Below are 23,614 nucleotides of genomic sequence, written 5' to 3' on the forward strand. Positions count from 1 at the left end.
CTATTCACCCGCCTTTACCAGTTCTATTGCATTGAATTTACATAAGGCTTCACACAGTCCGCAGCCCGTACACATGGTATCGTCAATATAGACGCTTCCATCTGTATTTTTTGTTATCGCAGGACATCCGGGCTTTAAGCACATGCCGCACTTCTTACATTTATCCTCATAGGAAATGTAAACAGGTTTTTTGGACTTATCCAGAAGAACACAAGGAGATTTTGTAATAATCACAGACACTTCGTCCTTTGCCGTCTCTTCCTTTATAGTCTTCTCTAATTCAGCAAGATCAAATGCATTGACTTCTATTACATTCTTTATACCCATTCCCCGGCAAAGTGTTTCAATGTCAATAGAATAGGTTGGTTCTCCCTGTAAAGTCCTGCCTGTTGCCGCATGTTCCTGATGTCCCGTCATTCCTGTGGTGGAGTTGTCAAGAATCATAACAGTCCCCGTAGCATTATTGTAAACCATGTTCATCAGGGAATTTACACCTGTATGTAAAAATGTGGAGTCTCCGATTACTGCAACCCAGTTCTTAATGTATTCTTTGCCCTTTGCCTTTTCCATTCCATGTAAGGTGGATATACTGGCTCCCATACACATTGTAGTATCTACAACACTCAATGGTGCAACTGCTCCCAGGGTATAACATCCAATATCACCGGCAGCGTGCATTTTCAGCTTATTCAGCACATGATAAACGCTGCGGTGAGGACATCCCGGACATAGAATCGGAGGGCGCTGGGGTGCCTGGGCAGGGGTTTTAGTAACCACTTCTTCCTTTAAAATTGCTTTTCTAAGCATGCTCGCACTGTATTCTCCCTGTGTGGTGAAGATTTCTTTCCCTATAGCTTTAATTCCCCAGGACTTCACCTGTTCCTCAATAACCGGATCCAGCTCTTCCACAATATACAAGGTATCTACTTTCGACGCAAAATCCTCAATCAGTTTTCTCGGGAGAGGATTTACCATGCCAAGCTTTAAAACAGAAGCCTGGGGAAGTACCTCTTTCACATACTGATAAGGAATTCCGCTTGTAATGATGCCAATTTTCGTATCATTCATTTCCACTGTATTAATAGGCAGTGTATTTGCTGCTTCCGCCAGTTCCTTATTGAGCCTTTCAATGTCCACGTGGCGTAGCTTTGCATTTCCAGGCATCATAACATTTTTTCGGATGTTCTTCTCGTAAGCCTTATCCTCGATGTCAGCTCTCTCCTGAAGTTCCATAATTCCCTGAGAATGTGCAAGCCTTGTGGTAATACGGAAAATAAACGGTCTGTCATACTGTTCACTCAGCTCAAAAGCAGCCTTGAGAAATTCCTTTGCCTCTGCGCTGTCAGAAGGTTCAATAACCGGAACCTGTGCTGCTCTTGCAACCATTCTTGTATCCTGCTCATTCTGAGAGCTGTATAGCCCTGGATCATCTGCAACCACAAACACAAGTCCGCCATTCACTCCCATGTAGGACACAGAATAAAGAGGGTCAGCCGCCACATTCAGCCCTACATGCTTCATACAGGCCATAGCACGTACGCCTGCAATACTTGCTCCCACCGCTACCTCAGCAGCTACCTTTTCATTCGGTGCCCACTCTTCATAAAGGTCATCTTTATATTGAACCAGATATTCACTGATTTCCGTACTGGGAGTCCCCGGATAAGCGGATGAAACTTTCACCCCGGCCTCGAAAGCTCCTCTGGCTATGGCTTCATTTCCCAACATGATTACTTTTTCTGACATATTTTATAAACCATCCTTTCGTAAATCTGTCACCCTCTTCGCTTTTCCTTCGAACCGCTGAAGAGAGTTCGGTGCAACCAGCCTGATGTGAGTCGCAAGTCCAAGCTGAGACTTCAATGCACCTTTGATATTCTGTTCCAGCCTGCTTAATTTAGAATAGCTGTCCAACAGTCTGTCATCTATTAATTCTACGGTAATCGTCATAACATCCAGTCTGTTCTGTCTCTCCACCAGAATCTCATAATGAGGTCCGATTTCATCTATCTTGAACAGCACTTCTTCAATCTGGCTTGGGAATACATTAACTCCGCGGATAACAAGCATGTCATCTGCGCGTCCGGACAGGTTCTCCATACGCACCGTTGTCCTGCCGCATTTACATGGCTCATACATCAGCCTTGTCAAATCTCCGGTACGGTATCTGATCAGAGGAAGTGCCTCCTTGCCCAGACAGGTAATCACCAGCTCTCCGGCAGAACCGGGAGGCAGTACTTCCTCCGTCTCCGGGTCAATGATTTCAGGAATGAACCAGTCCTCATTTATGTGCATCCCGCACAGTTCTGTGCACTCACCCGACACCCCAGGCCCGCACAGCTCACTCATACCATAATTCTGTGTACAGACAAATTGTTCACCCCATACTTTATGCATCTCGTCCCTCATCGGCTCGGTCATTCCCTCACCGCCGAACAGCCCGATATGCACCTTCAAATCTTTTGAAGGGTCTATTCCCTGCTCTCTTAAAATTTCTCCCAAATGAAGCGCATAGGAGGGGGTTGCCACAAGCAGCGTTACTCCCATGTCCTGGAGAAACATTTTCTGCTTATTTGAATTACCGGAGGACATTGGAATCACGGATGCGCCTATCTTCTCCAGGCCCCCATGCAGTCCCAGTGCCCCTGTAAATGTACCGTATCCAAATGAAATCTGTGCCACATCCTCAGAAGTAGCACCTCCCATACAGGCAATTCTTGCCACATTATTCATCCACATATCCAGGTCCTGTGCAGTATATCCTACAACCGTCGGTTTCCCTGTGGTGCCGGAGCTGGCATGGTATCTGACAATCTCCTTCTTATCCACCGCAAATAATCCATCCGGGTAATTTTCCCTGAAGTCTGTTTTATATGTAAACGGCATCTTTCCTAAGTCCTGTAAAGTCTTAATATCTTCCGGCTTTACACCGGCCTCGTCCATTTTTCTGCGGTAAGGCTCGACACGTTCATATATATAAACGGCAGTTTCCTTTAAGCGCTCAAGCTGGATTGCATCCATCTCAGCTCTTGGCAGAGTCTCTTCCTTTGCCCAAATCATTTTGAAAAACCTCCTTCGACATAACATTCATTCTTCCCTAGTATAACACACTACTTTGTCGGTTTAAAGTATTAAATTTCACACTTTGTCCGGTTTTAGGAATACAAAACGGGGAGCAGAAGATGCATACCTGCATCTTCAACTCCCGCACCTTTTTGCCTAAACAGCATCCCCTGAATCGGTTTCTCTGACGTGAGATTATATAAGTGGATATTTTTGGGTAAGTTCCGCCGCCATTTTCTGTGCCTCTTCTACATTTGCTTCATCCGCAATCACCAGGGCAATAATTTCGGCTATTTTATCCATATCTGATTCTGTCATCCCCCGGGTTGTTACCGCCGGAGTTCCTAAACGTACTCCACTTGTCACAAATGGAGAGCGGGGATCGTTGGGAATGGTGTTCTTGTTACAAGTTACATGAGCGTCATCCAAACGTTTTTCCAGCTCTTTCCCGCTGATATTATTTTCGGTCAAATCCACAAGCATCAGATGATTATCCGTATCTCCTGAAACGATTTTAATTCCTCTGGACTGAAGGCCTTTGCATAAAGCTTTGGCATTCTTAACAACCTGTTCCTGATAAGTTTTGAATTCAGGCTCAAGAGCTTCTTTGAAGCAGACTGCCTTGGAAGCAATGACATGCATCAGCGGGCCTCCCTGGATTCCTGGGAAAATTGCTTTATTGAAATTGAACTTTTCATTCATCTCTTTGCTGCTCAATATCAGACCTCCACGGGGGCCACGCAAGGTTTTATGAGTGGTTGTGGTTGTAACATGAGCATATGGGATGGGGCTTGGATGCAGGCCGGCAGCAACTAATCCCGCAATATGCGCCATATCTACCATTAGATAAGCATCTACTGCGTCTGCAATCTCACGGAATTTTTTAAAGTCAATGGTTCTTGCATAAGCACTGGCTCCTGCTATTATTAATTTAGGTTTATGTTCTTTTGCGATTTCAAGTACTTGGTCATAATCGATAACGCCGGCATCATTTACCCCGTATGCTACGAAATCAAAGTATTTTCCGGACATGTTGACTGGTGAACCGTGAGTCAGGTGCCCGCCGTGGTCCAGGTTCATTCCCATCACCTTATCCCCTGGCTGTACCATTGCAAACATGGCTGCCATATTTGCCTGCGCTCCGGAATGGGGCTGTACATTGGCGTATTCACAGTGAAACAATTCTTTTGCCCGTTCAATGGCCAGGTTCTCTACCACGTCCACACACTGGCATCCGCCATAATATCTCTTCCCCGGGTACCCTTCAGCATATTTATTCGTCAGAGGACTTCCCATAGCTGCCATAACCGCCTTGCTCACCCAGTTCTCAGAAGCAATCAGCTCGATATGGGAATTCTGCCTTTCCACTTCCGCCTGAATCGCATCTGCAACTTCAACATCCTCATTCTTAATTTCCTCGAAACCGTACATATTTCTTCTCCTCCATCCATCATAATCCTTCACGGACCTAGGTCCGATAATAGTTCATTTGTGACATTATAACACAAACGTATTTTATTTTACAGATACTTTTTATTAAACTAAATCAAACAGCGACAACTGATTGCTCTGAGGCAGGTTTCCAAACAAGCCCAGCTCTGCCATCAGATCAATAACTGTCTTGCTGACTTTGGTTCGCTGGCGGAAATCATCCAGTGACAGATAAGCACCGTTTTTGGATGCCTCCTCCACTGCCTCAGCCGCTTTCTCGCCCATTCCTTCAATACTGGAAAGGGGCGGCATCAGCTTACCGTCAATAATCTGGAATTTGGCTGCTTTTGCCTTGTAGATATCCAGAGGCAGGAATTCGAAGCCTCTCGCATACATTTCCTGCACAATCCTCATATCCTTGAGAACATCCTGTTCCTTGTTGCTGAGAGAATCCGCTCTTCTCTTATAATCCTTCATATAATAATCCAGCTTTTCTTTTCCCTGGCACATAATTTCATAAGAAAATGCATTCGCCCGGATTCCAAAATAAGCACCATAATACGCCAGCGGATAATTGACTTTACAGTATGCGATACGGTATGCCATCATAACATATGCTGCCGCGTGGGCTTTCGGGAACATATAGCTTATTTGTTTACAGGACCAGATATACCAGTCCGGTACGTCCTTTTCCTTCATGGCTGTTTCCCACTCAGGCTTCAGGCCCTTTCCTTTACGCACACTTTCCATGATTGTAAAGGACAGTGCACTGTCTACCCCCTGATTAATCAGGTAGACCATAATATCATCACGGGTACAGATACAAGTGGAAATCGTTGCTTTTCCTGACTTTACCAGTTCCTGTGCATTTCCCAGCCACACATTGGTGCCGTGGGACAGACCGGAAATCCGGATTAAATCAGATAATGACTGAGGTTTTGCATCCTGCACCATCTGGATAACGAACTCCGTTCCAAACTCAGGAATACCAAGGCATCCCAGTTTGCAGCCATCAATATCTTCCGGTTTGATTTTCAGTGCACTGGTATCATGGAACAGAGAAAGCACCTTTTTATCATCCAGCGGAATCTTCGTTGCAATGAAGGGATTCGCTTCATTATACTCATTATCCATAGCATCCGATGTAATATACTCCTCTAGTGTGCGGATCATAGTAGGATCGTCATGTCCCAGTATATCCAGCTTCAGAAGGTTATGGTCAATGGAGTGATAATCAAAGTGGGTCGTTATAATGTCTGTCGTCATATCGTTTGCCGGATGCTGTACCGGTGTAAATTCATTGATATCATGACCGTGAGGAAGTACCACAATTCCTCCCGGATGCTGCCCGGTGCTTCTTCGGATGCCCGTACAGCCTACAGTGATTCTGTCAATCTCGCATTTGCGTTTTCGATGTCCCCGCTCCTCGTAATAATTCTTCACATAACCGAAAGCAGTTTTATCTGCCAATGTACCAATTGTACCGGCCTTGAAAGTATGCCCTTCTCCAAAAATAATTTCCGTGTATTTGTGTGCCTTTGCCTGATAGTCTCCGGAAAAGTTTAAGTCAATATCCGGCTCCTTGTCACCTTTAAATCCCAGGAAGGTCTCAAAGGGGATGTCAAATCCGTCCTTCACCAGTTGTTCTCCACAGACCGGACACGTCTTATCAGGCATATCGAATCCGCATCCTCCTGCAAATGCTTTCACCTCATCTGAATCAAAATCATTATAGTGACATTTTTTACAGTAATAGTGCGGGCTTAGTGGATTTACCTCTGTAATCCCAGCCATAGTAGCTACAAAGGAAGAGCCTACAGATCCCCGGGACCCTACCAGGTATCCGTCTTCATTGGATTTCCATACCAACTTTTGGGCGATAATATACATCACAGAATACCCGTTGGATATGATGGAGTTTAACTCCCTCTCCAAACGTTCAAATACCGGTTTCGGTAAATCCGGTCCATATAATTCATGAGCTTTATTGTAACAAATATCTCTTAGGTCCTGCTCAGAATTTTCAATGACCGGGGGACATTTATTTGGATTAATAGGAGAGATTTTTTCAATCATATCACAAATTTTATTAGGATTTTCGATGACAACATCTCTTGCCTTTGCCGAACCAAGATATTCAAACTCTTCCAGCATTTCCTCTGTAGTCCTGAGATAAAGGGGCGGCTGGCTGTCTGCATCACTGAAGCCCTTTCCCGCCATAATAATACGCCGGTAAACTTCATCTCCCGGGTCCAGGAAATGCACATCACAAGTGCCCACCACAGGCTTTTTAAACTTTTCTCCCAGCTCCACAATTTCCCGGTTAATCTCCTGCAGATCTTCCACAGAATTGATGTCCGGATATTTCTCACTTTCCACCATAAACCAGTTGTTTCCAACGGGCTGGATTTCATAATAATCGTAGAAATCAGCAAGTCTGGCGATGAACTCCGAAGACCTTTTATTCAGAATTGCCTGATACAGTTCCCCGGCTTCGCAGGCACTTCCTACAATCAGACCTTCCCGGTGCCTGTTCAGCACGCTCTTTGGAATTCTCGGCCTTCTGTTATAATAAGTTAAATGAGATTGTGAAATAAGCTGGTACAGGTTAAATCTGCCGATATCATTCTGAATCAAAATGATAACATGATAGGTTGGGAGCTTACGGATTGCGTTAGGATTCATATCTCCAAACTGATTGACCTCTTTTAATGTATTAATATTCTGCTCTCTGAGCATTTGCACAAACTTCATAAAAATTTCTGCCGTAGCCTTGGCATCATCCACAGCTCTGTGATGGTTTTCCAGAGGAATGCCCAATGCTTTTGCCACCACATTCAGCTTATACCTTGACAGTGTAGGAAGAAGAACTCTGGCCAGTGCTACCGTATCTACATAGACAAAGTTGGGTACAATCTCCTGATATCGACAATTCTGCTCTATAAATCCTACGTCAAATCCCGCATTATGCGCAACAAGAACTCCATCCCCTGCAAATTCCAAAAATTGTGGAAGGATCGTTTCAATGTCAGGTGACTCTATGACCATTTCATCTGTAATGCCTGTAAGCTGTGTGATTTCAAAGGGAATCGGACGTTTCGGATTAACAAAGGTACTGAACCGGTCAACAACTTCACCATTTACTACCTTCACCGCTCCGATTTCAATAATTTTATCCTTGATGGAGCTGAAACCGGTAGTCTCAAGGTCAAACACAATATACGTGCCATCCAGATTCTCATCCCCGGCATTCACTGCAATATCCGTCAAATCATCTACAATGTAGCCCTCCACACCATAAAGAATTTTGAATGGATCATCCTTATCTAATGTGTGGATATAGTGGTTTGCATCGGGAAAAGACTGTACCACACCGTGATCTGTGATTGCAATTGCAGGGTGCCCCCAGTCATGCGCTCTTTTCACAATGTCCTTCACTTCAGAAGCACCGTCCATATCACTCATTTTCGTATGGCAGTGAAGCTCCACCCGCTTCCTGGGACTCAAATCATCTCTGGATACCGTAAAGTCACCACTTTTTTTGATTCCGGTCACCGAACCAATGGTCAGCTCTCCATCAAATTTGTCAATAGTTGTAATTCCCTTTATTTTAACAAAAATGCCCTTCTTCAACTCTCCTAAAAGCTCGGGGAGCTGGTCATTGCGAGCAAACATCTTAATCGTAATCGTATCTGTAAAGTCGGTCACGGCAAACATAAGAATGGTCTTTTCATTCCTGATTTCTCTGGTATCAAAGTTGATAATCTTACCGTGGATTGTGATTTCTCCCATCTCACCAACAACCTGGTCCAGTTTGATTGGCTCATCCTCAAAATTCTTTCCATATATGAGACTTGGGTCATCCCCCTGCTTCAAAGGCCTGTAGAAATCCTTCTTTTTGAAATTCTTTTTCTGGAAATCTCCCTTTCTCTCAGAATTTCCTTTCTGCTCGCTGGACCCATCTTTTTTCTGCTCTCCTTTTTGAGCAGCACCATCTTCCGAGTATTCCTCTCCACGCTGCCTGGCCCGGCGCTCAAAGATGGCCCGGACTTCCTGCCTTACCCTTTGTTCATCGTATTCCCGGTCTTTCCCGCCTTCAGATTCCCGGTAAGTAACACGGATATCTGCCTTCATATGAAACCTTTTTTCAAAAATTTCATGGAGCAGATTTACAATGTGTTCTTTTTTCCCCTCTGACACTATGGTGTCGGGCATTTCCAAATATAAAATATCCGCTCCCTCAAAATCCATCTTGGCCTGCTCGAACATATTAGAAGCCAGAACACTATGCTGTTTCAATTCCTGCACAATACTGTCATGATATTCCATCATTAATGTGCTTGGCGTATACTGCTCAGACAAAGCGTACTGTTCTTCCAGCCGGATGTTGATTCCCTGCCCTTTGAAAAGCTGGTCTCTGATTTTCTGCTCCATCTGCCAAATATGTTTCTTTTGAATCAAATGTCTGCTGAAAATATAGATATGTAAAAAATCATGTTTGGAATTTGTTGTGATTTTTTGCACCTCTACATCGTCAAACAACATCTGTATATCATCCTCTACCTTTAGTGTAGGGAAAACTCTAAAAAAGACTTTTTCATTTACTATCTTTTCCAATTCAACAACTCCTGTCGCAAGGTTTCCAGAAGCTCCTCTTCCTTTACCTTTTTCACAATCTCACCTTTTTTTATCAAAAGTCCCTCACCGACTCCCCCGGCAATGCCGATGTCAGCCTCTCGTGCTTCTCCGGGCCCGTTTACCACACAGCCCATGACAGCCACCTTGATGTCCAGAGGGATGTCTGCCACCATGTCTTCTACCTGATTTGCAAGGTCAATTAAATCTATTCTTGTTCTTCCGCAAGTTGGGCAGGATACTACTTCAACGCCTCCTTTGCGAAGCCCCAGTGTTTTCAATACGAGCTTGGCAGTTTTTATTTCCTCCACAGGATCCCCTGTGAGGGAAACGCGGATTGTATTGCCAATCCCTTCATATAGGATAATCCCTAAGCCTACGGAGGATTTTACATTTCCCGAGTAAACAGTGCCGGCTTCCGTAATCCCTACATGCAATGGGTAGGAACACTTTTCGGCAATCAGTTCATGAGCCTTCACGCACATAATGACGTCTGAAGATTTGATGCTCACAACCAGATTATCATACCCCATCTCTTCAATCATTCTTACTTTATCAAGAGCACTCTCTGCAAGTCCCCGGGCTGTCACTCCACCGTATTTTTCAAGCAAATGCTTTTCCAGAGAACCGCTGTTAACCCCTACACGGATAGGAACCTGATATTCCTTTGCTTTTTCTACCACTGCGCGCAGACGTTCCTCGTTTCCAATATTTCCAGGATTAATTCGGATCTTGTCAGCCCCATTTTCTATTGCGGCAATTGCAAGCCTGTAATCAAAATGAATATCTGCAACAAGAGGACTGTGAATCTGCCTGCGAATCTCCTTCAATGCAAGCGCTGCCTCCATTGTAGGCACTGCACAGCGGATAATTTCACAGCCCGCCGCTTCCAGCTTCTGTATCTGTGCCACGGTAGCTTCCACATCCTCTGTTTTCGTATTCGTCATAGACTGGATGGCAACCGGATGGCTTCCGCCGATTACCACGTCTCCTATTTTAATTTCTTTTGTTTTTTTCCGTAAAATACTCATACCTGAACGTCCTTTCTCTTTTTTACAAATTTCCGGGAACGCCAAAGCGCGGTCGCTTAGCGGCCATTTTCCTTATGCGCGTAGTGTGATCCCCCGGAGGATCTTTATATAGTAGGAAACGCAGTTTCTCACTATATAAAGAATAAACAGGGAGCAAATTCCCCCTGCTTATCTGTTACTTTTTATCAAATATCATCTGTTCTCCATATTCTCTGTCTGTCAGAATTAACACCCTATTTTCAATATTATAATCATAGGTACCTTCCATCATACCTGCCACGGACTCCAGACTGTCTGAGGTCACAGCCCCGTCTGAAGAATCCGCTGCCTGCCGTACTGCCTCTTCTGAAACATGCAGGGTGAATGTCTTTGTCTCTTTATCAATATTGTATTTTGTAGTCACAGATACATCCGCATCCTCAAATTCACCGGGCCATTCCAGTACTGCGGTGTCATTCCCTATGATGGACATCACCAGATTACTGTCTTCATGGCTCCATCTGCCTTCTAATGGATTGGCGGTAAAAAGTTTTATTACAAAAAAGGTTGCTATGATGATAATCAACACTGTAGATACAGTCATCACAGTTTTCCATATTTGATTTCTTTTTTCTTCGTTGTTCTTTGCAATCATGCATATTCTTCCCTTCTTTTTCCTTCTTTTTATTATACGGACTTTCATGTACCCTGTCAATGGAAGTGTGGATATAGAAAAAGAGACGTCCGCTTTGCGGCAGAATACATCTTCGTGGGAGTGTGCTTTGACCAGGGGCATATTATTCAGTGATTTTTAATCATCAAATAAAATAAGTTACTGTTTAGCTTGTCAGCTTTACAGTAACTTATGTATTACAGATTGTTTTATTGCATCGAACGGGAATGAAACAGCACACGCTCAATCAGCATGAAAACAACAACACCCCCGGCAAAGCACACAATTGTGCCAAGTGTTGGCAACGGCAGCTTGATAATCTTATGGAACAGTGCTACAGCGGTATAAAAACCAACGCTCATTGTTGTCATTAAGAAGATTCTTAGCGGATTGAATGGCCGGCAAATTTTATAAACAGCCTGAATTCCTGCGAATCCCACCAAAGCGTATAAAAGCAGGCTTATCTGCTCTGTGTTTATAGGCAGACGCGGCCACAAAATCAAAATACCCAGATAACAAAATACAAAAGCCAGTGCGTTAGGGAGTGCCCGGCGTAAGACCTCAGGCAGAAAACGACCGGTTACCTTTTTGTTATCCGGTTCAAAGGAAAGGAAAAAGCTTGGGTATCCTTCGATTGCCAAATCAATCAACGTAATCTGTATCGGGATAAAGGGAAATGGAATGTTAAACAGCAAGCATATCAGAGCCACCAATGCAGAATACAGGGTTTTCACAAAGAATACGCCTGCCGCTCTGGTAATATTATTGACACACCGGCGCCCCTCGCTCAGCACATTGGGCAGTGATGCGAAGTTTGAATCAATCAGCACAAGCTGTGAAATCTGCTTAACGGCATCACTTCCTTCGGCAACCGCAATGCTGCAATCAGCCTCGCGTAAAGCCAGCAAATCATTCACACCATCCCCGGTCATCGCAACTGAACGTCCCTTTTCCTGCAGTGCCTGCACGATTTGCTTCTTTTGTACCGGTGAAACTCTGCCAAACACAGAATAATCCAGGGCGGCTTGTTTCACCTCGCTCTCTTCGGTGAGACGGCTCATATCAATACAGTTCTTGGCATCCGGAAGTCCCGCCTGCGCCGCCAGTACAGCAACCGTTTTGGGGTTGTCACCGGAAATGATTTTTATATCCACACCCTCCTTTGCAAAAAATTCAAGGGTTGCGGCTGCCTGCTTACGCAGTGGATCAACCAGTGTAATGGCGGCCAGCAAACGTATCCGGGGCAATTGGTTATGTTCAATCGTTCCTTCTGCAATGCCGGCTGCCAGCACCCTCTTTCCGTTAGCAATGGCAAGCTGTATGTTTTTCGGCAAAGCAGCAGTATCCATCTTTTCCGGAGCACCGATTACAAAAGTTCCAATTTTCTCAAAAGAAATTGCACTCCATTTTCGTTCAGATGAAAACGCAATCTTCTTTACCATCTTATATTTGTTATTCGTTTGAAAGTGAGCCTTCAGTGCTAAAAAAGTTGCATTGTTATCCACACTGTTCTCCAAAAAACAGCCCATCAGTTCAGCAAATGGAAGCTCAGGATCCTTACAAAGCTCACATACTGATTCAACCTTCATGTTACCCTCGGTCAGGGTTCCGGTCTTATCCAGGCAGAGTGTATCCACATGAGCAAGTGTTTCCAGTGAATATAATTCCTGTACCAGCACCTTTTGCCTGGAAAGCTTTTGGATACCCACAGCCAAACTGATACTGATGAGCAGCATCAGCCCCTTAGGCAGCAGCCCAAGAAGTGCTGCCGCGGTGGTAACAACCGACTCCGGCAGCGTTCCGTTTCGTAAAAAAAATGCCTGTACAAACAAAAGGACACCCAGCGGCACAATCAGAAAGCCCGTAAATTTCGTTACCTTGCGCATGGAGGAAATCATCTCGGAATTCACCTTGCGCAGTTTTTTAACTTCATTGGTGATTTTCGCGGTGTAGCTTTCACTGCCGACATGCTCAACTCTGGCACGGCACTCCCCACTGACCACATAGCTGCCTGAATACAAATGTTCGCCGTTTTTTTTGTAAATCGGATCGGATTCCCCCGTCAGCATCGATTCATTCACTTCTATTTCGCCGGTTGACACGACACAGTCGGCGCAAACCTGCTTACCGCTGACAAGAAGCACAATATCATCTTGAACAACTTCCCCAAGCGGGATTGTGTGCAGTTTGCCGCCGCGGATGACCTCAGCAGATGGGATAAAGATTAACGATAATTCGTCGACCAGCTTTTTAGCATGCAGCTCCTGCACAATTCCAATTGTTGTATTAATTGTGATAATAACGATAAACAAGCAGTTTTGCCATGCGCCTACGGATAGGAGTGCAATGGTAATTAACACATTAAAAAGGTTGAAGAGTGTGCATATATTATCTTTGTAAATTTGTGCGGTTGATTTTGCAACCGGCGGTGGCTGGATATTAACCAGCCCTGCCTCTTTACGTTCTTTTACTTGTTCGGGGGTTAGACCGAATTTGGGATCAATCAAGTTTCTGTTGCTCATTCGTAATGCCCTTTCTTTAAAAACAAGATTTTACACCTGCAGCTTTGCGTCTTAGTAGAAGTTTACTACTGAATATCAACTATTTTTCAGCTTTTCCTGCAAAAAGTTGAACAGTATGTTCATTTCCTCTTTGGTCCCAATGGTAATACGCAAATACTGCCTTATTCTCTCACTATTCCAATGTCTGACATAAATGCCCTCTTTCTTTAATGCCTGAAACAATTCCTCTGCATCATACTCCGGGTGGGTGGCAAATATGAAATTGGCTTTTGCATCGGGAAACTGAAAGCCTAATTCTTTTAGCTCTTTCTTGGACCATTCCCGTGTCTCAACTATTTTGTCCGTTACTTCTTTAAAATACGCTTTATCCCTCACAGCCTCGATGCCGCATACTAAAGAGGGCAGATTCATAGTGTAGGAATTGAAAGAATATTTCGCATCATTCAAATATTTTATTAATTCCGGATTTCCTATGGCATATCCTATTCTCATGCCTGCCATAGATCTTGCCTTAGAAAAGGTTTGCACAACAATAAGATTGGGATACTTGTCCAAAAGCTCCAGAGCCGACCTGCCTGCAAAATCTATATAAGCTTCATCCACAATCACAATTACATCCTGATTATGTTCTAGAATGTCTTCCACAAATTCCAAATTCTCATATACCGCCGTAGGGGCATTGGGGTTCGGGAATATAATCCCTCCATTTTCTTTGTAGTAGTCCTCTTTTTGTATACAGAACGCCTCATCCAGACTGGGGCACTCATAAGGAATGCGGTAAAGCTCAGCCCAGACCTTATAAAAAGAATATGTAATATCAGGAAACAGGATTGGTTTCTCTGAATTAAAAAATGTCAGGAAACACATCGCCAGCACATCATCAGAACCAACTCCCACAAACACCTGGTCTTTTTTTACGTGATAATAGTCCGCCAGCGCATCTGTCAGCTCTTCAGCCGCCGGGTCCGGATACAGACGGAGCCGGTCATATTCCAAATCTTTCAGTGCTTTCAAAACTCCCGGTGCCGGAGGATACGGATTTTCATTTGTATTCAGCTTAATAACTTTGTTCTGGGGCTGTTCACCCGGTACATACGGTTCTACCCTGCGGATATTTTTCAAAACATTAGCATTTAACTCCATTTGGTGGCTCCTGTCTATTTGTACTCTGCTGCCAGATCTGCAAATTTAGGCAGCGAATTTACAATTGTTTCATAAGATACACAATATGCAAGACGCACGTATCCAGGACATCCAAAAGAAGACCCGGGAACGATAAGAATGTTGTACTTCTTAGCCGCCGCACAGAATTCCTTTTCATCTGCCACAGGAGACTTCACGAACAGATAGAAGGCGCCTTCCGGTTTAATACATTCAAATCCCAGTTCTTTTAATCCATTATATAATGTCTCCCGGTTCCTGTCGTAATAGGAGATATCTGTTTTTTCATTAAGACACTTTTTCACAATCTTCTGCTGGAGCGTTGGAGCATTGACAAATCCCAGAATTCTGTTTGCCACATTTGCCGCACTGATTAATTTTTCACTGTCAGCCGCTTCATCCGGAATAACCAGATAACCGATACGTTCTCCCGGAAGAGATAATGATTTACTGTAAGAGTATCCTACCACCGTATTCGCATAATACTTTGTCAAATATGGAACTTCTACTCCGTCATAAGCCAGTTCTCTGTATGGTTCATCTGATACGAGGTAAATCTCAGTTCCAAATTCTTTCTGCTTAGCTTCCATAATCGCTGCCATCTTTTTGATGGTTTCCAGAGAATATACTACACCAGTGGGATTATTGGGGGTATTGACAATGACTACTTTTGTTTTGGAGGTAATCTTCTCCTGAAACTCATCCAGCTTAGGCTGGAAGTCAACCGTATTTGGAGATATCTCCACAAGTACCCCGTCATAATTACTTGTATAACTTCTGTATTCACCAAAATAAGGAGCAAATGCAATGACTTCATCTCCCGGATTCAGCAAAGACTTGAGAATAACATTTAAGCCGCCCGCAGCCCCTACTGTCATAATAATATTCTTTGCATCAAAGGCTGTCTGGAATCTGGCATTCAAGGAATCTGCCACAGCTTGTCTTACATCCTGATATCCTGCATTGCTGTTCGTATACCCGTGAAGTACAACCGGATCTTCTTCATCCAGGATTCCCCGGATTGCAGCTTTCACAGCCTCAGGAGCCGGCACGTTTGGGTTTCCCAAACTAAAATCATATACATTCTCTGCTCCATAAATTCCTGCCAAACGGTTGCCCTCTTCAAACATTGCCCGGATTGCAGAACTATTCGCGACCATATTTTCCATTTTCTTTGAAATCATCGTCTTTTCTCCCTCTTTTTTATTTTCTTGTAACAATTCCTTTTTCTACCATAAAAGCCGGTCTGTAGGAAAGTTTTGCCTTCCTCAGTCCCTCTGCTCCAGCATCATCTTCCCGGTTCACATACTTATAATCTGAACATTCATGTTCTACGAACTGCTGATTAATCATTGTGTATGAACCTTCTATATCTGAAAATGCTTTCTCAATATGCACAACAAATGTATCTTTACAAATCGGCTCTCCTGTTGTAAATGCAACAATTTTTCCATTTACCCTGAGAACTCCTCCTATCTGCCCCAATTCTTTATACAAACGCAGAGAATTGAGTGTTACGCACATTTCTGCGTTTTTCACCGGGTCGTCTTCGCAGCCGTTGAGTTCCCGCCATTTCAGTGCCATCTGAAAACATTCTTCCAGGTTCTCTTCACATAAGGCTTCATACCTCCAGTCAGTATACAAATTCTTAAACTTGTTGATGTGATTTCTTTTACTATGCAGTTTCTTACCTGATAAGGTGGAAAGCTTCTCAGATTCATAAACATAATCTGCCGCATCCCGTACATATTCTATTTGAAATTCACCTGGATACCATTCATCCATCTGTGCAAAGTTTTCCTTGGTTACATTATAAAGCTTTAACGGATATCCTTGTTCCTGACTATATTTCATAAGAAATTCCAGTGCATTCTTAACACACTGCTTCTCTCCTGCCGGGTAGGAAAACGCAAGTCCTTCCTCTACATTTCTGAATACCAGGGCATCTTCTATTACTGCATATTTTACCTTATAATATCTTGACCATAAATATACATTACAAAATGTCCTGTCACAGCTTCTGCTTGGCGCCTTGCTAAAATAAGAACTGATCATTTCCTGATCTTCCAGCTCCGGCCGTTTAAATATTATTTCATCCATTTTTATCTTTTTCTTTCCTCTCTTTCGCATTTCATTAGTATAGCATACTTTTCATTTATCTGACAATCTTTCTAATTTATCTATCTATTAACCTTTCCTTCTAAACTGCATGTCATAAAGTTCTGCATAAACGCCCTTCTTCTCCAAAAGCTGCTCGTGAGTTCCCTGCTCTGCAATTCCCTGCTCTGTCAGCACTAAAATCCTGTGAGCATTGCGGATCGTGGAAAGGCGGTGGGCAATCACAAAGGTAGTCCTGTTTTTAGCCAGACTTTCCATAGACTGCTGTACAACCTGTTCGCTTTCATTATCCAGGGCGGAAGTGGCTTCATCAAAAATCAAAACCTCAGGATTTCTTAAAAATACCCGGGCAATGGACAAACGCTGTTTTTGTCCTCCTGATAATTTCACCCCCCGCTGTCCCACATCTGTATCATATCCTTCCGGGAAGCTCATAATAAATTCATGGGCATTGGCACTTCTGGCTGCCCGGATAACCTCTTCATCCGTAGCTCCTGGTTTTCCATAACGGATGTTGTCCATAATACTGCCTGCAAACAAATAGACATCCTGCTGCACAATCCCGATATGATTCCGAAGTTCTGCCAGCTTAATATTCCTGATATCCAATCCATCCAAATAGATTCCGCCCTCCGACACCTCATAAAATCTTGGAATCAGACTGCACAGCGTAGTTTTTCCTACGCCTGAAGGTCCTACCAGAGCAATATAGTCTCCGGCGTTCACTTTTAAATTCAGGTTATCCAGCACCCTTTCATTCTTGTTTTCATAATAAAAGGAGACATCCCGAAACTCAATATCACCCTTCACTTCTTCCGGTGAAATTGCATCCGGCTTATCTGCAATATCGGGTGCGATAGATACGATTTCCAAAAATCTTTCAAAACCAGAATAACCATTCTGGAACTGCTCCGTAAGGGTCACAAGTTTCTTTACAGGCTCTGTGAAATTATTAATATACAAAAGAAATGTAATCAAATCTGTCACAACAAGCTTACCTGAAAGCATCATTCCCACACCAGACAATAACACAGTCACTGTAATCAGTGTGCTCATGGCGCCCAGGCCGGAATTGTAAATTCCCATATATTTATAGCTCGTTTTTTTCGCTGCCACAAAGTTATCATTCCCGGCTTTGAACTTTTTCATTTCTACATTTTCATTTGCAAAAGACTTTACCACACGGATACCAGAAAGGCTGTCTTCTATCTGGCTGTTAATTTCACCGATTTTTTCCCGGTTTCTCTTGAATGCAATCTTCATTCTGCCATTATAGTAGAAAGCAAAGACTGCCATAACAGGAATAAATGCAAATGCAAGCAGTGCAAGCTTCACATTTACTGTCAATAGAATTACAAAAGAACCTATAATTTTAATGATGGATATTACCAAATCCTCAGGGCCGTGGTGCAGTAACTCACTGATATCAAACAAGTCACTTGTAATCCTTGATAACAAATGTCCTACTTTCTGATTATCATAAAAAGCAAATGTCAGCTTTTGATAATGACCGAAGATGTCCCTTCGCATGTCTGCTTCCATCTTCGCCCCCATAATATGTCCAAAATAGCCTATATAAAAATTACAGAACATTTCCAGTGCCACCAGCCCCAGCATCACAGCTCCCAGCATCAGGATGGCCTGTCTTGCCTCCGATGCCTGAAAATGAATCACTTCATTGGTAATATATCTGACAAGCATCGGGATGACCAGTGCCACAGCCGCCCCCAATATAGCAAAAACCATATCACTGTAAAACAACCCTTTGTAAGGTTTATAGTAAGCAAATAACTTTTTTAATTTTCCTTTCATAGCGTTTTCCTCTCTCGTTGTAACTTATTTTCCAAGTACCATATTACTCCAATTCTGCTATATTTGCAAATGACCCTTTCTCTCCACTCATTTTAGAAAGGATGTCCTGTGCAACAAAAAGAGCCTGGAAATCCATCCAAACCCTTTCTAAGACCACCCTATTTATCTATATCTTGCCACCGGTATATCTCTTAGCCTTCATTCATATTTGCCAGTTTTGCACTCTGGTCTGCAGCAATCAGACTATCTATAACTTCTTCTAAATCCCCATTCAATATTGTATCCAGTTTATGAAGAGTTAGTTTAATTCTATGGTCTGTGACTCTTCCCTGAGGGAAGTTATAAGTCCTGATTTTCTCGGAACGGTCACCAGTCCCTATCTGGCTTCTTCTTGCTTCTGCTTCCGATGCCTGTTGTTTTTCCAGCTCTAAATCATATAATTTAGAACGGAGCAGACGAAAGGCTTTTTCTTTGTTTTGAAGCTGTGACTTTTCAGTCTGGCTGTAAATAACAATACCTGTGGGATAATGGGTCAGACGCACTGCTGAGTCCGTCGTATTGACACATTGTCCGCCGTTTCCTGAGGCACGCATAACGTCGATGCGGACATCTTTATCCTCAATCACAACATCCACTTCCTCGGCCTCCGGCATAATTGCCACCGTAATGGTGGAGGTATGGATTCTGCCGCCGCTCTCCGTCTCCGGCACACGCTGTACACGGTGTACACCGCTTTCATATTTCAGGCGGGAATATGCTCCCTGTCCTGTAATCATGAATACACACTCTTTAAATCCGCCAATCCCATTTTCATTCAGGGAAATCATCTCAATTTTCCAGCGGCGTCCCTCTGAATAGTGTACATACATACGGTAAACTTCTGCTGCGAACAGCGCAGCCTCATCACCGCCGGCACCGGCACGGATTTCCACAATAACGTTCTTTTCATCATTGGGGTCCTTTGGCAGGAGCAGAATCTTTAACTCCTGCTCCAGTTCTTCTACCCGGGCTTTAGAATCATTCAATTCTTCTTTCGCCATCTCGCGCATCTCTTCATCAGACTCTTCGTCCAGCATGACGAGACTGTCTTCAATATTCTGCTTACACTGTTTATACTCTTTATATGCTTCCACAATGGGAGTCAAATCACTTTGTTCTTTCATCAGCTTACGGAAACGTTCAGGGTCATTGGCCACATCCGGCTCCTGTAATTCCCCCATGATTTCTTCGTAGCGGATCAATAAATCCTCTAATCTATCAAACATCTCTTTCTATCCTTTCTTACGTTCACTTGTATCTGTTCAGAGCTATGAACAATTACGTTCACTTATCTATCATACACGCCAGTAACAACCCGGTCAAGACCTGCTAAATCCTTTTTTACAATGACATTATGATATCCTGCACAGCCCATCATAGAGCTTACTGCTTCCCCCTGGTCAGCTCCAATTTCAAACACCAGGCAGCCGCCCTTTGTAAGATATTTATCTGCCGCTTCTATAATCCTTCTGTAGAAATGCAGACCATCTTCTTTCCCATCCAAAGCCAGTATAGGATCATGGTTCTTTACTTCCTCCTGCAGTGTCTCTATCACGTCTGTTCTAATATAAGGCGGATTGGAAACAATCATTTCATACTGTCCCGTTACCTGTTCAAATAAATCACTGCATAAGAACTCGGCCTGTATATGAAGAGAATCTGCATTTGCCTGTGCAGTCTCCAGCGCCTTTTGTGAAATATCAGCTCCGGTACCTTTTATCTTCATCTTTGCGGATTTTCCGGCATGATGCAGAATGCTCAGCAAAATACATCCCGAGCCGGTACACATATCCAGCAGCCGGTACCTTCCGCCAGCCGGCTCAAATGTACCTTCTGGTCTTCCCTTTACAGCTTCTCCTATGATTTTCAGAGCTTCTTCTGCCAGCAATTCTGTATCTTGTCTTGGAATCAGCACATGCTCATTCACCTGAAATTCCAGCCCCATAAACTCCTGAACTCCCGTAAGATGCTGAAGAGGGATATGCTGTGCTCTTCTTTCTATATAATGGAGGTACTGGCTTTCCTCATCCTGTGTCAATGGTTTGTCCGGTATAGCATAATACATGGCCCGGCTGATTTTACTCACATACTCCAAAAGAAGCCATGCATCCAGATCTGCATCGGGGGTCCCCGTTTTCACAAGAACGTCTTTGCCCTGCTGGTATGCTTCTTTCAGTGTCATATGTTCTGCTCCTTCTGATATGCCTTCCAGTCAAACACAGCTTCTACAGCACGGATTGCCACTTCAATCATACTATCATCGGGCTCCTTTGTTGTCAGATTCTGTATCCACATTCCCGGCTTGCTCAGCAAGGTAACAACATAGTTATCACTGTTGCCTGCCAGCCTGATCAGCTCATAGGATACCCCTGCAATAAGAGGAAGAAGTGCAATACGTAAAGCTACCCGCATAATCTGAGATTCCGCCGTAATAAAAAAGCAAAAGAGAATGCTCACTATCATAACAAAGAATAGAAAACTGGTTCCGCAGCGTTTATGCTGCTTGGAGCTTTTCCGTACATTTTCCACGTTCAGCTCAAGCCCATTCTCAATACAGTTGATACATTTATGCTCAGCCCCGTGGTACATGAACGTTCTCTGAATATCCTTCATCTTAGATATAAGTAAAATATACCCCAAAAAGATAATCACACGGATCAGCCCCTCTGCAACTGTAAGCATCCCTCTGGAAGTAATATGTTGTTTTAAAATATTGCTCAGGAAATAAGGAAGAACCATAAAAATAGCAACTGCAAGAACTACCGAAAATGCAACCGTCAGATTCATAATCCTCTTTTCATGCTTTTCTCTCTTTGCAATATCTGCTTCTGTCAGAACTTCCTTTGTTTCTTCTTCCTCTTCAAAAAAGCTTGCGGAATACGTAAGTGTTCTCATTCCAAGGATTAAAGAATCCACAAAATTAAAAATACCGCGTATAAAGGGAATCTTTGTCAGCGGCTTCCATGGAATCACGCTGCGGTATTCCTGTATATCAATTTCTATCTCTTTATCTGGCTTCCTGACTGCCACAGCATACTGATTACCATTCTTCATCATGATGCCTTCCAGAACTGCCTGTCCGCCTATGTTTGATGACTTCATACTCCCTCCTGTTTTCTATAGCAGAAAAGGTTACCGTTCACAGGTAACCTGTAAACAGTAACCAGAAAAGGGTCAGTCCCTCCTCCCGGAAGTTGCTGACCTTCTCATCGTTTCTTATTACACAAGAATAGGCTGAGATAGTCCACCTCAGCCTACAATCATTCATTCTTATTTCATGCCATATTTCTTGTTGAACTTATCAACACGTCCGCGAGCCTGGTTAGATTTCTGCTGGCCAGTATAGAACGGATGACATTTAGAACAAATCTCCACATGGATGTTCTCGTTAGTTGAACCTGTTACAAATGTGTTTCCACAGTTGCAAACCACTGTTGCCTGATGGTATTCTGGATGGATTCCTTCTCTCATGATTTTCACCTCTCTATTTTAAATATAGTCAATCAAAACAGTTTTATAAGTGTGTTTTCTAAACAGCTTTGTCATTATATCACAGGATTTTTCATTTTGCAAGTCGTTTTCACGATAATCTGTCCGCTAAATAAATTTTTTCTTAATAACCAGTTGAACCAGTTCTGCATTACTTTTTGTCTGGGAAAACATATTCAACAGGTTGTCTACCGCTTCTTCCGTTTTCAGGCCATTCATAGCCCTTCGGATGATATAGACGGCATCCTGCTCTTCCCTGCTGAGCAAAAGGTCTTCCCTTCTTGTCCCTGATTTCGGTATATCAATTGCCGGAAATACTCTCTTTTCCTGCAATTTTCTATCCAGCACCAGTTCCATGTTTCCGGTACCTTTGAATTCTTCATAAACCACATCGTCCATCTTGCTGCCTGTCTCTACAAGAGCAGTTGCAAGAATTGTCAGACTTCCACCCTCTCTCATATTTCTGGCTGCACCAAAAAATCTTTTTGGCATATGCAAAGCAGCAGGGTCAAGGCCTCCGGAGAGTGTTCTTCCTGACGGCGGTACAGTCAGGTTATAAGCACGGGCAAGTCTTGTAATACTATCCAGCAGAATGGTAACGTCCCTTCCGTGTTCAACCAGACGTTTCGCACGCTCAATTACCATTTCTGATACTCTTTTATGATGGTCCGGGAGCTCGTCAAAGGTGGAATAAATAACTTCCACGTTTGGTCCCGCAATCGCTTCTTTGATATCTGTTACTTCTTCCGGGCGTTCATCAATCAGAAGGATCAGCAGATGCATATTTGGCTCCCGCTTCTGAACGGAAAGAGCCACTTCTTTTAACAGCGTTGTCTTACCTGCTTTGGGAGGTGATACAATCATACCTCTCTGCCCTTTTCCTATAGGAGAAAGGATATCCATAATCCTCATGGCAGTGGAACTTCCCGGTGTCTCCAGGCGAAGGCGCTGATTCGGAAATATAGGAGTCAGATCTTCAAAATTGTGTCTTTTCATTGCTTCTGACGGTCTCATACCGTTAATGGTAGAGACGTACAGCAATGCGCTGAATTTTTCAGATTGTGTTTTAACTCTCGTATTTCCAGAGACAATGTCTCCTGTTTTCAGATTAAATCTTCTAATCTGGGATGGTGAAACATATACATCATTCTCTCCCGGCAAATAGTTTTCACAGCGGATAAAACCATACCCGTCCGGCAGTACCTCCAGTATTCCATTGGCAGCGTTTCCGCTGTCAAGCTGCTCAATATCGGTACCTTCCTTCTTCTCCTTAAGCTCCTCTTTTACTTCCTCTTTTGCTTCTGCTCTTGCCTCTTCCATATTTTCCTTTTCATCCTGTGCAAGCATGGCATCTATCAGCTCACCTTTCTTCATTGTAGATACACCTTTCATTTTGCGGGCTTTCGCTAAATCTTTTAATGTGGCGAGTGGCAGCGATTCATATTTTTCTCTCGTCATACCATATGTTTCCTTTCTTAAACTTATATAAGTTTTTTCCTTATTCTTTTGATAAATTGTGGCGGGAACTTTAGTCTGAAGTGACTTGTCCGAATTCAGGCAGTGCTGTCTACATTCCTGAGATATCTCTTGAATCTGGTGCTATTATACATCATCTTCAGGAAAAAGAAAAGTGTTTTTTCACTCTTATACGAACCAATCCC

16 protein-coding genes are annotated in these 23,614 nt (G+C 43.4%); all 16 read right to left on the bottom strand.

Features of this window, described 5'->3' with window-relative positions; translation table 11 throughout:
* A complete protein-coding gene (gene iorA / locus A8805_RS06820; RefSeq protein ID WP_109709453.1) occupies positions 1-1,746 on the bottom strand; it encodes an indolepyruvate ferredoxin oxidoreductase subunit alpha in 1,746 nt (581 codons plus the stop codon).
* A 3-nt stretch (positions 1,747-1,749) separates the two neighbouring features.
* The gene (locus A8805_RS06825; RefSeq protein ID WP_109709454.1) at positions 1,750-3,060 is read right to left on the bottom strand and encodes a phenylacetate--CoA ligase family protein; all 1,311 of its coding nucleotides are present in this window, start codon (positions 3,058-3,060) and stop codon (positions 1,750-1,752) included.
* A gap of 198 nt (positions 3,061-3,258) precedes the next feature.
* The gene (gene glyA / locus A8805_RS06830) at positions 3,259-4,494 is read right to left on the bottom strand and encodes a serine hydroxymethyltransferase (protein WP_109709455.1); all 1,236 of its coding nucleotides are present in this window, start codon (positions 4,492-4,494) and stop codon (positions 3,259-3,261) included.
* 105 nt (positions 4,495-4,599) lie between these two features.
* Complete coding sequence (locus A8805_RS06835) at positions 4,600-9,111, bottom strand: PolC-type DNA polymerase III (protein WP_109709456.1); 4,512 nt, start codon at positions 9,109-9,111, stop codon at positions 4,600-4,602.
* A complete protein-coding gene (gene ispG, locus A8805_RS06840; RefSeq protein ID WP_109709779.1) occupies positions 9,099-10,154 on the bottom strand; it encodes a flavodoxin-dependent (E)-4-hydroxy-3-methylbut-2-enyl-diphosphate synthase in 1,056 nt (351 codons plus the stop codon). Before ispG ends, A8805_RS06835 begins: the two co-directional genes overlap by 13 nt.
* A 181-nt stretch (positions 10,155-10,335) precedes the next feature.
* A complete protein-coding gene (locus A8805_RS06845) occupies positions 10,336-10,794 on the bottom strand; it encodes a hypothetical protein (RefSeq protein ID WP_109709457.1) in 459 nt (152 codons plus the stop codon).
* 227 nt (positions 10,795-11,021) lie between these two features.
* Positions 11,022-13,334, bottom strand: coding sequence for a cation-translocating P-type ATPase (locus A8805_RS06850; protein WP_109709458.1), 2,313 nt, complete (start codon positions 13,332-13,334; stop codon positions 11,022-11,024).
* Between the two features lie 75 nt (positions 13,335-13,409).
* Positions 13,410-14,477: a histidinol-phosphate transaminase gene (gene hisC, locus A8805_RS06855; protein WP_109709459.1), complete on the bottom strand. Its 1,068-nt coding sequence runs from the start codon at positions 14,475-14,477 to the stop codon at positions 13,410-13,412.
* A gap of 14 nt (positions 14,478-14,491) precedes the next feature.
* Positions 14,492-15,679 carry a pyridoxal phosphate-dependent aminotransferase gene (locus A8805_RS06860; RefSeq protein WP_109709460.1) on the bottom strand — a complete coding sequence of 396 codons (1,188 nt, stop codon included), beginning with the start codon at positions 15,677-15,679 and terminating at the stop codon, positions 14,492-14,494.
* A 19-nt stretch (positions 15,680-15,698) separates the two neighbouring features.
* Positions 15,699-16,595 carry a DUF2156 domain-containing protein gene (locus tag A8805_RS06865; RefSeq protein ID WP_109709461.1) on the bottom strand — a complete coding sequence of 299 codons (897 nt, stop codon included), beginning with the start codon at positions 16,593-16,595 and terminating at the stop codon, positions 15,699-15,701.
* An 87-nt stretch (positions 16,596-16,682) separates the two neighbouring features.
* Positions 16,683-18,425 carry an ABC transporter ATP-binding protein gene (locus A8805_RS06870; RefSeq protein ID WP_109709462.1) on the bottom strand — a complete coding sequence of 581 codons (1,743 nt, stop codon included), beginning with the start codon at positions 18,423-18,425 and terminating at the stop codon, positions 16,683-16,685.
* 191 nt (positions 18,426-18,616) lie between these two features.
* Positions 18,617-19,690 (bottom strand): peptide chain release factor 1, encoded by a 1,074-nt coding sequence (gene prfA / locus A8805_RS06875; protein WP_109709463.1) that lies wholly within the window; start codon positions 19,688-19,690, stop codon positions 18,617-18,619.
* Between the two features lie 62 nt (positions 19,691-19,752).
* Positions 19,753-20,646 (bottom strand): peptide chain release factor N(5)-glutamine methyltransferase, encoded by an 894-nt coding sequence (prmC, locus tag A8805_RS06880; protein ID WP_109709464.1) that lies wholly within the window; start codon positions 20,644-20,646, stop codon positions 19,753-19,755.
* Positions 20,643-21,566: a DUF1385 domain-containing protein gene (locus A8805_RS06885; RefSeq protein WP_109709465.1), complete on the bottom strand. Its 924-nt coding sequence runs from the start codon at positions 21,564-21,566 to the stop codon at positions 20,643-20,645. Before A8805_RS06885 ends, prmC begins: the two co-directional genes overlap by 4 nt.
* A 168-nt stretch (positions 21,567-21,734) precedes the next feature.
* On the bottom strand, positions 21,735-21,935 hold the full coding sequence (gene rpmE / locus A8805_RS06890; RefSeq protein ID WP_109709466.1) for a 50S ribosomal protein L31: 201 nt from the start codon (positions 21,933-21,935) through the stop codon (positions 21,735-21,737).
* Positions 21,936-22,061: 126 nt separating this feature from the next.
* A complete protein-coding gene (rho, locus tag A8805_RS06895) occupies positions 22,062-23,411 on the bottom strand; it encodes a transcription termination factor Rho (RefSeq protein ID WP_109709467.1) in 1,350 nt (449 codons plus the stop codon).
* Positions 23,412-23,614: the final 203 nt, after the last annotated feature.

This window comes from Faecalicatena contorta, from assembly GCF_003149105.1.
GTDB lineage: Bacteria > Bacillota > Clostridia > Lachnospirales > Lachnospiraceae > Muricomes > Muricomes contortus_C.

What these genes read in the sequence shown, in the direction of transcription:
- A8805_RS06870 (WP_109709462.1), bottom strand. Translation starts at nt 18,425, where the DNA reads ATGAAAGGAAAATTAAAAAAGTTATTTGCTTACTATAAACCTTACAAA.
- A8805_RS06825 (WP_109709454.1), bottom strand. Translation starts at nt 3,060, where the DNA reads ATGATTTGGGCAAAGGAAGAGACTCTGCCAAGAGCTGAGATGGATGCA.
- hisC (WP_109709459.1), bottom strand. Translation starts at nt 14,477, where the DNA reads ATGGAGTTAAATGCTAATGTTTTGAAAAATATCCGCAGGGTAGAACCG.
- rho (WP_109709467.1), bottom strand. Translation starts at nt 23,411, where the DNA reads ATGACGAGAGAAAAATATGAATCGCTGCCACTCGCCACATTAAAAGAT.
- A8805_RS06845 (WP_109709457.1), bottom strand. Translation starts at nt 10,794, where the DNA reads ATGATTGCAAAGAACAACGAAGAAAAAAGAAATCAAATATGGAAAACT.
- A8805_RS06850 (WP_109709458.1), bottom strand. Translation starts at nt 13,334, where the DNA reads ATGAGCAACAGAAACTTGATTGATCCCAAATTCGGTCTAACCCCCGAA.
- prfA (WP_109709463.1), bottom strand. Translation starts at nt 19,690, where the DNA reads ATGTTTGATAGATTAGAGGATTTATTGATCCGCTACGAAGAAATCATG.
- prmC (WP_109709464.1), bottom strand. Translation starts at nt 20,646, where the DNA reads ATGACACTGAAAGAAGCATACCAGCAGGGCAAAGACGTTCTTGTGAAA.
- iorA (WP_109709453.1), bottom strand. Translation starts at nt 1,746, where the DNA reads ATGTCAGAAAAAGTAATCATGTTGGGAAATGAAGCCATAGCCAGAGGA.
- A8805_RS06860 (WP_109709460.1), bottom strand. Translation starts at nt 15,679, where the DNA reads ATGATTTCAAAGAAAATGGAAAATATGGTCGCGAATAGTTCTGCAATC.
- A8805_RS06885 (WP_109709465.1), bottom strand. Translation starts at nt 21,566, where the DNA reads ATGAAGTCATCAAACATAGGCGGACAGGCAGTTCTGGAAGGCATCATG.
- rpmE (WP_109709466.1), bottom strand. Translation starts at nt 21,935, where the DNA reads ATGAGAGAAGGAATCCATCCAGAATACCATCAGGCAACAGTGGTTTGC.
- A8805_RS06865 (WP_109709461.1), bottom strand. Translation starts at nt 16,595, where the DNA reads ATGGATGAAATAATATTTAAACGGCCGGAGCTGGAAGATCAGGAAATG.
- glyA (WP_109709455.1), bottom strand. Translation starts at nt 4,494, where the DNA reads ATGTACGGTTTCGAGGAAATTAAGAATGAGGATGTTGAAGTTGCAGAT.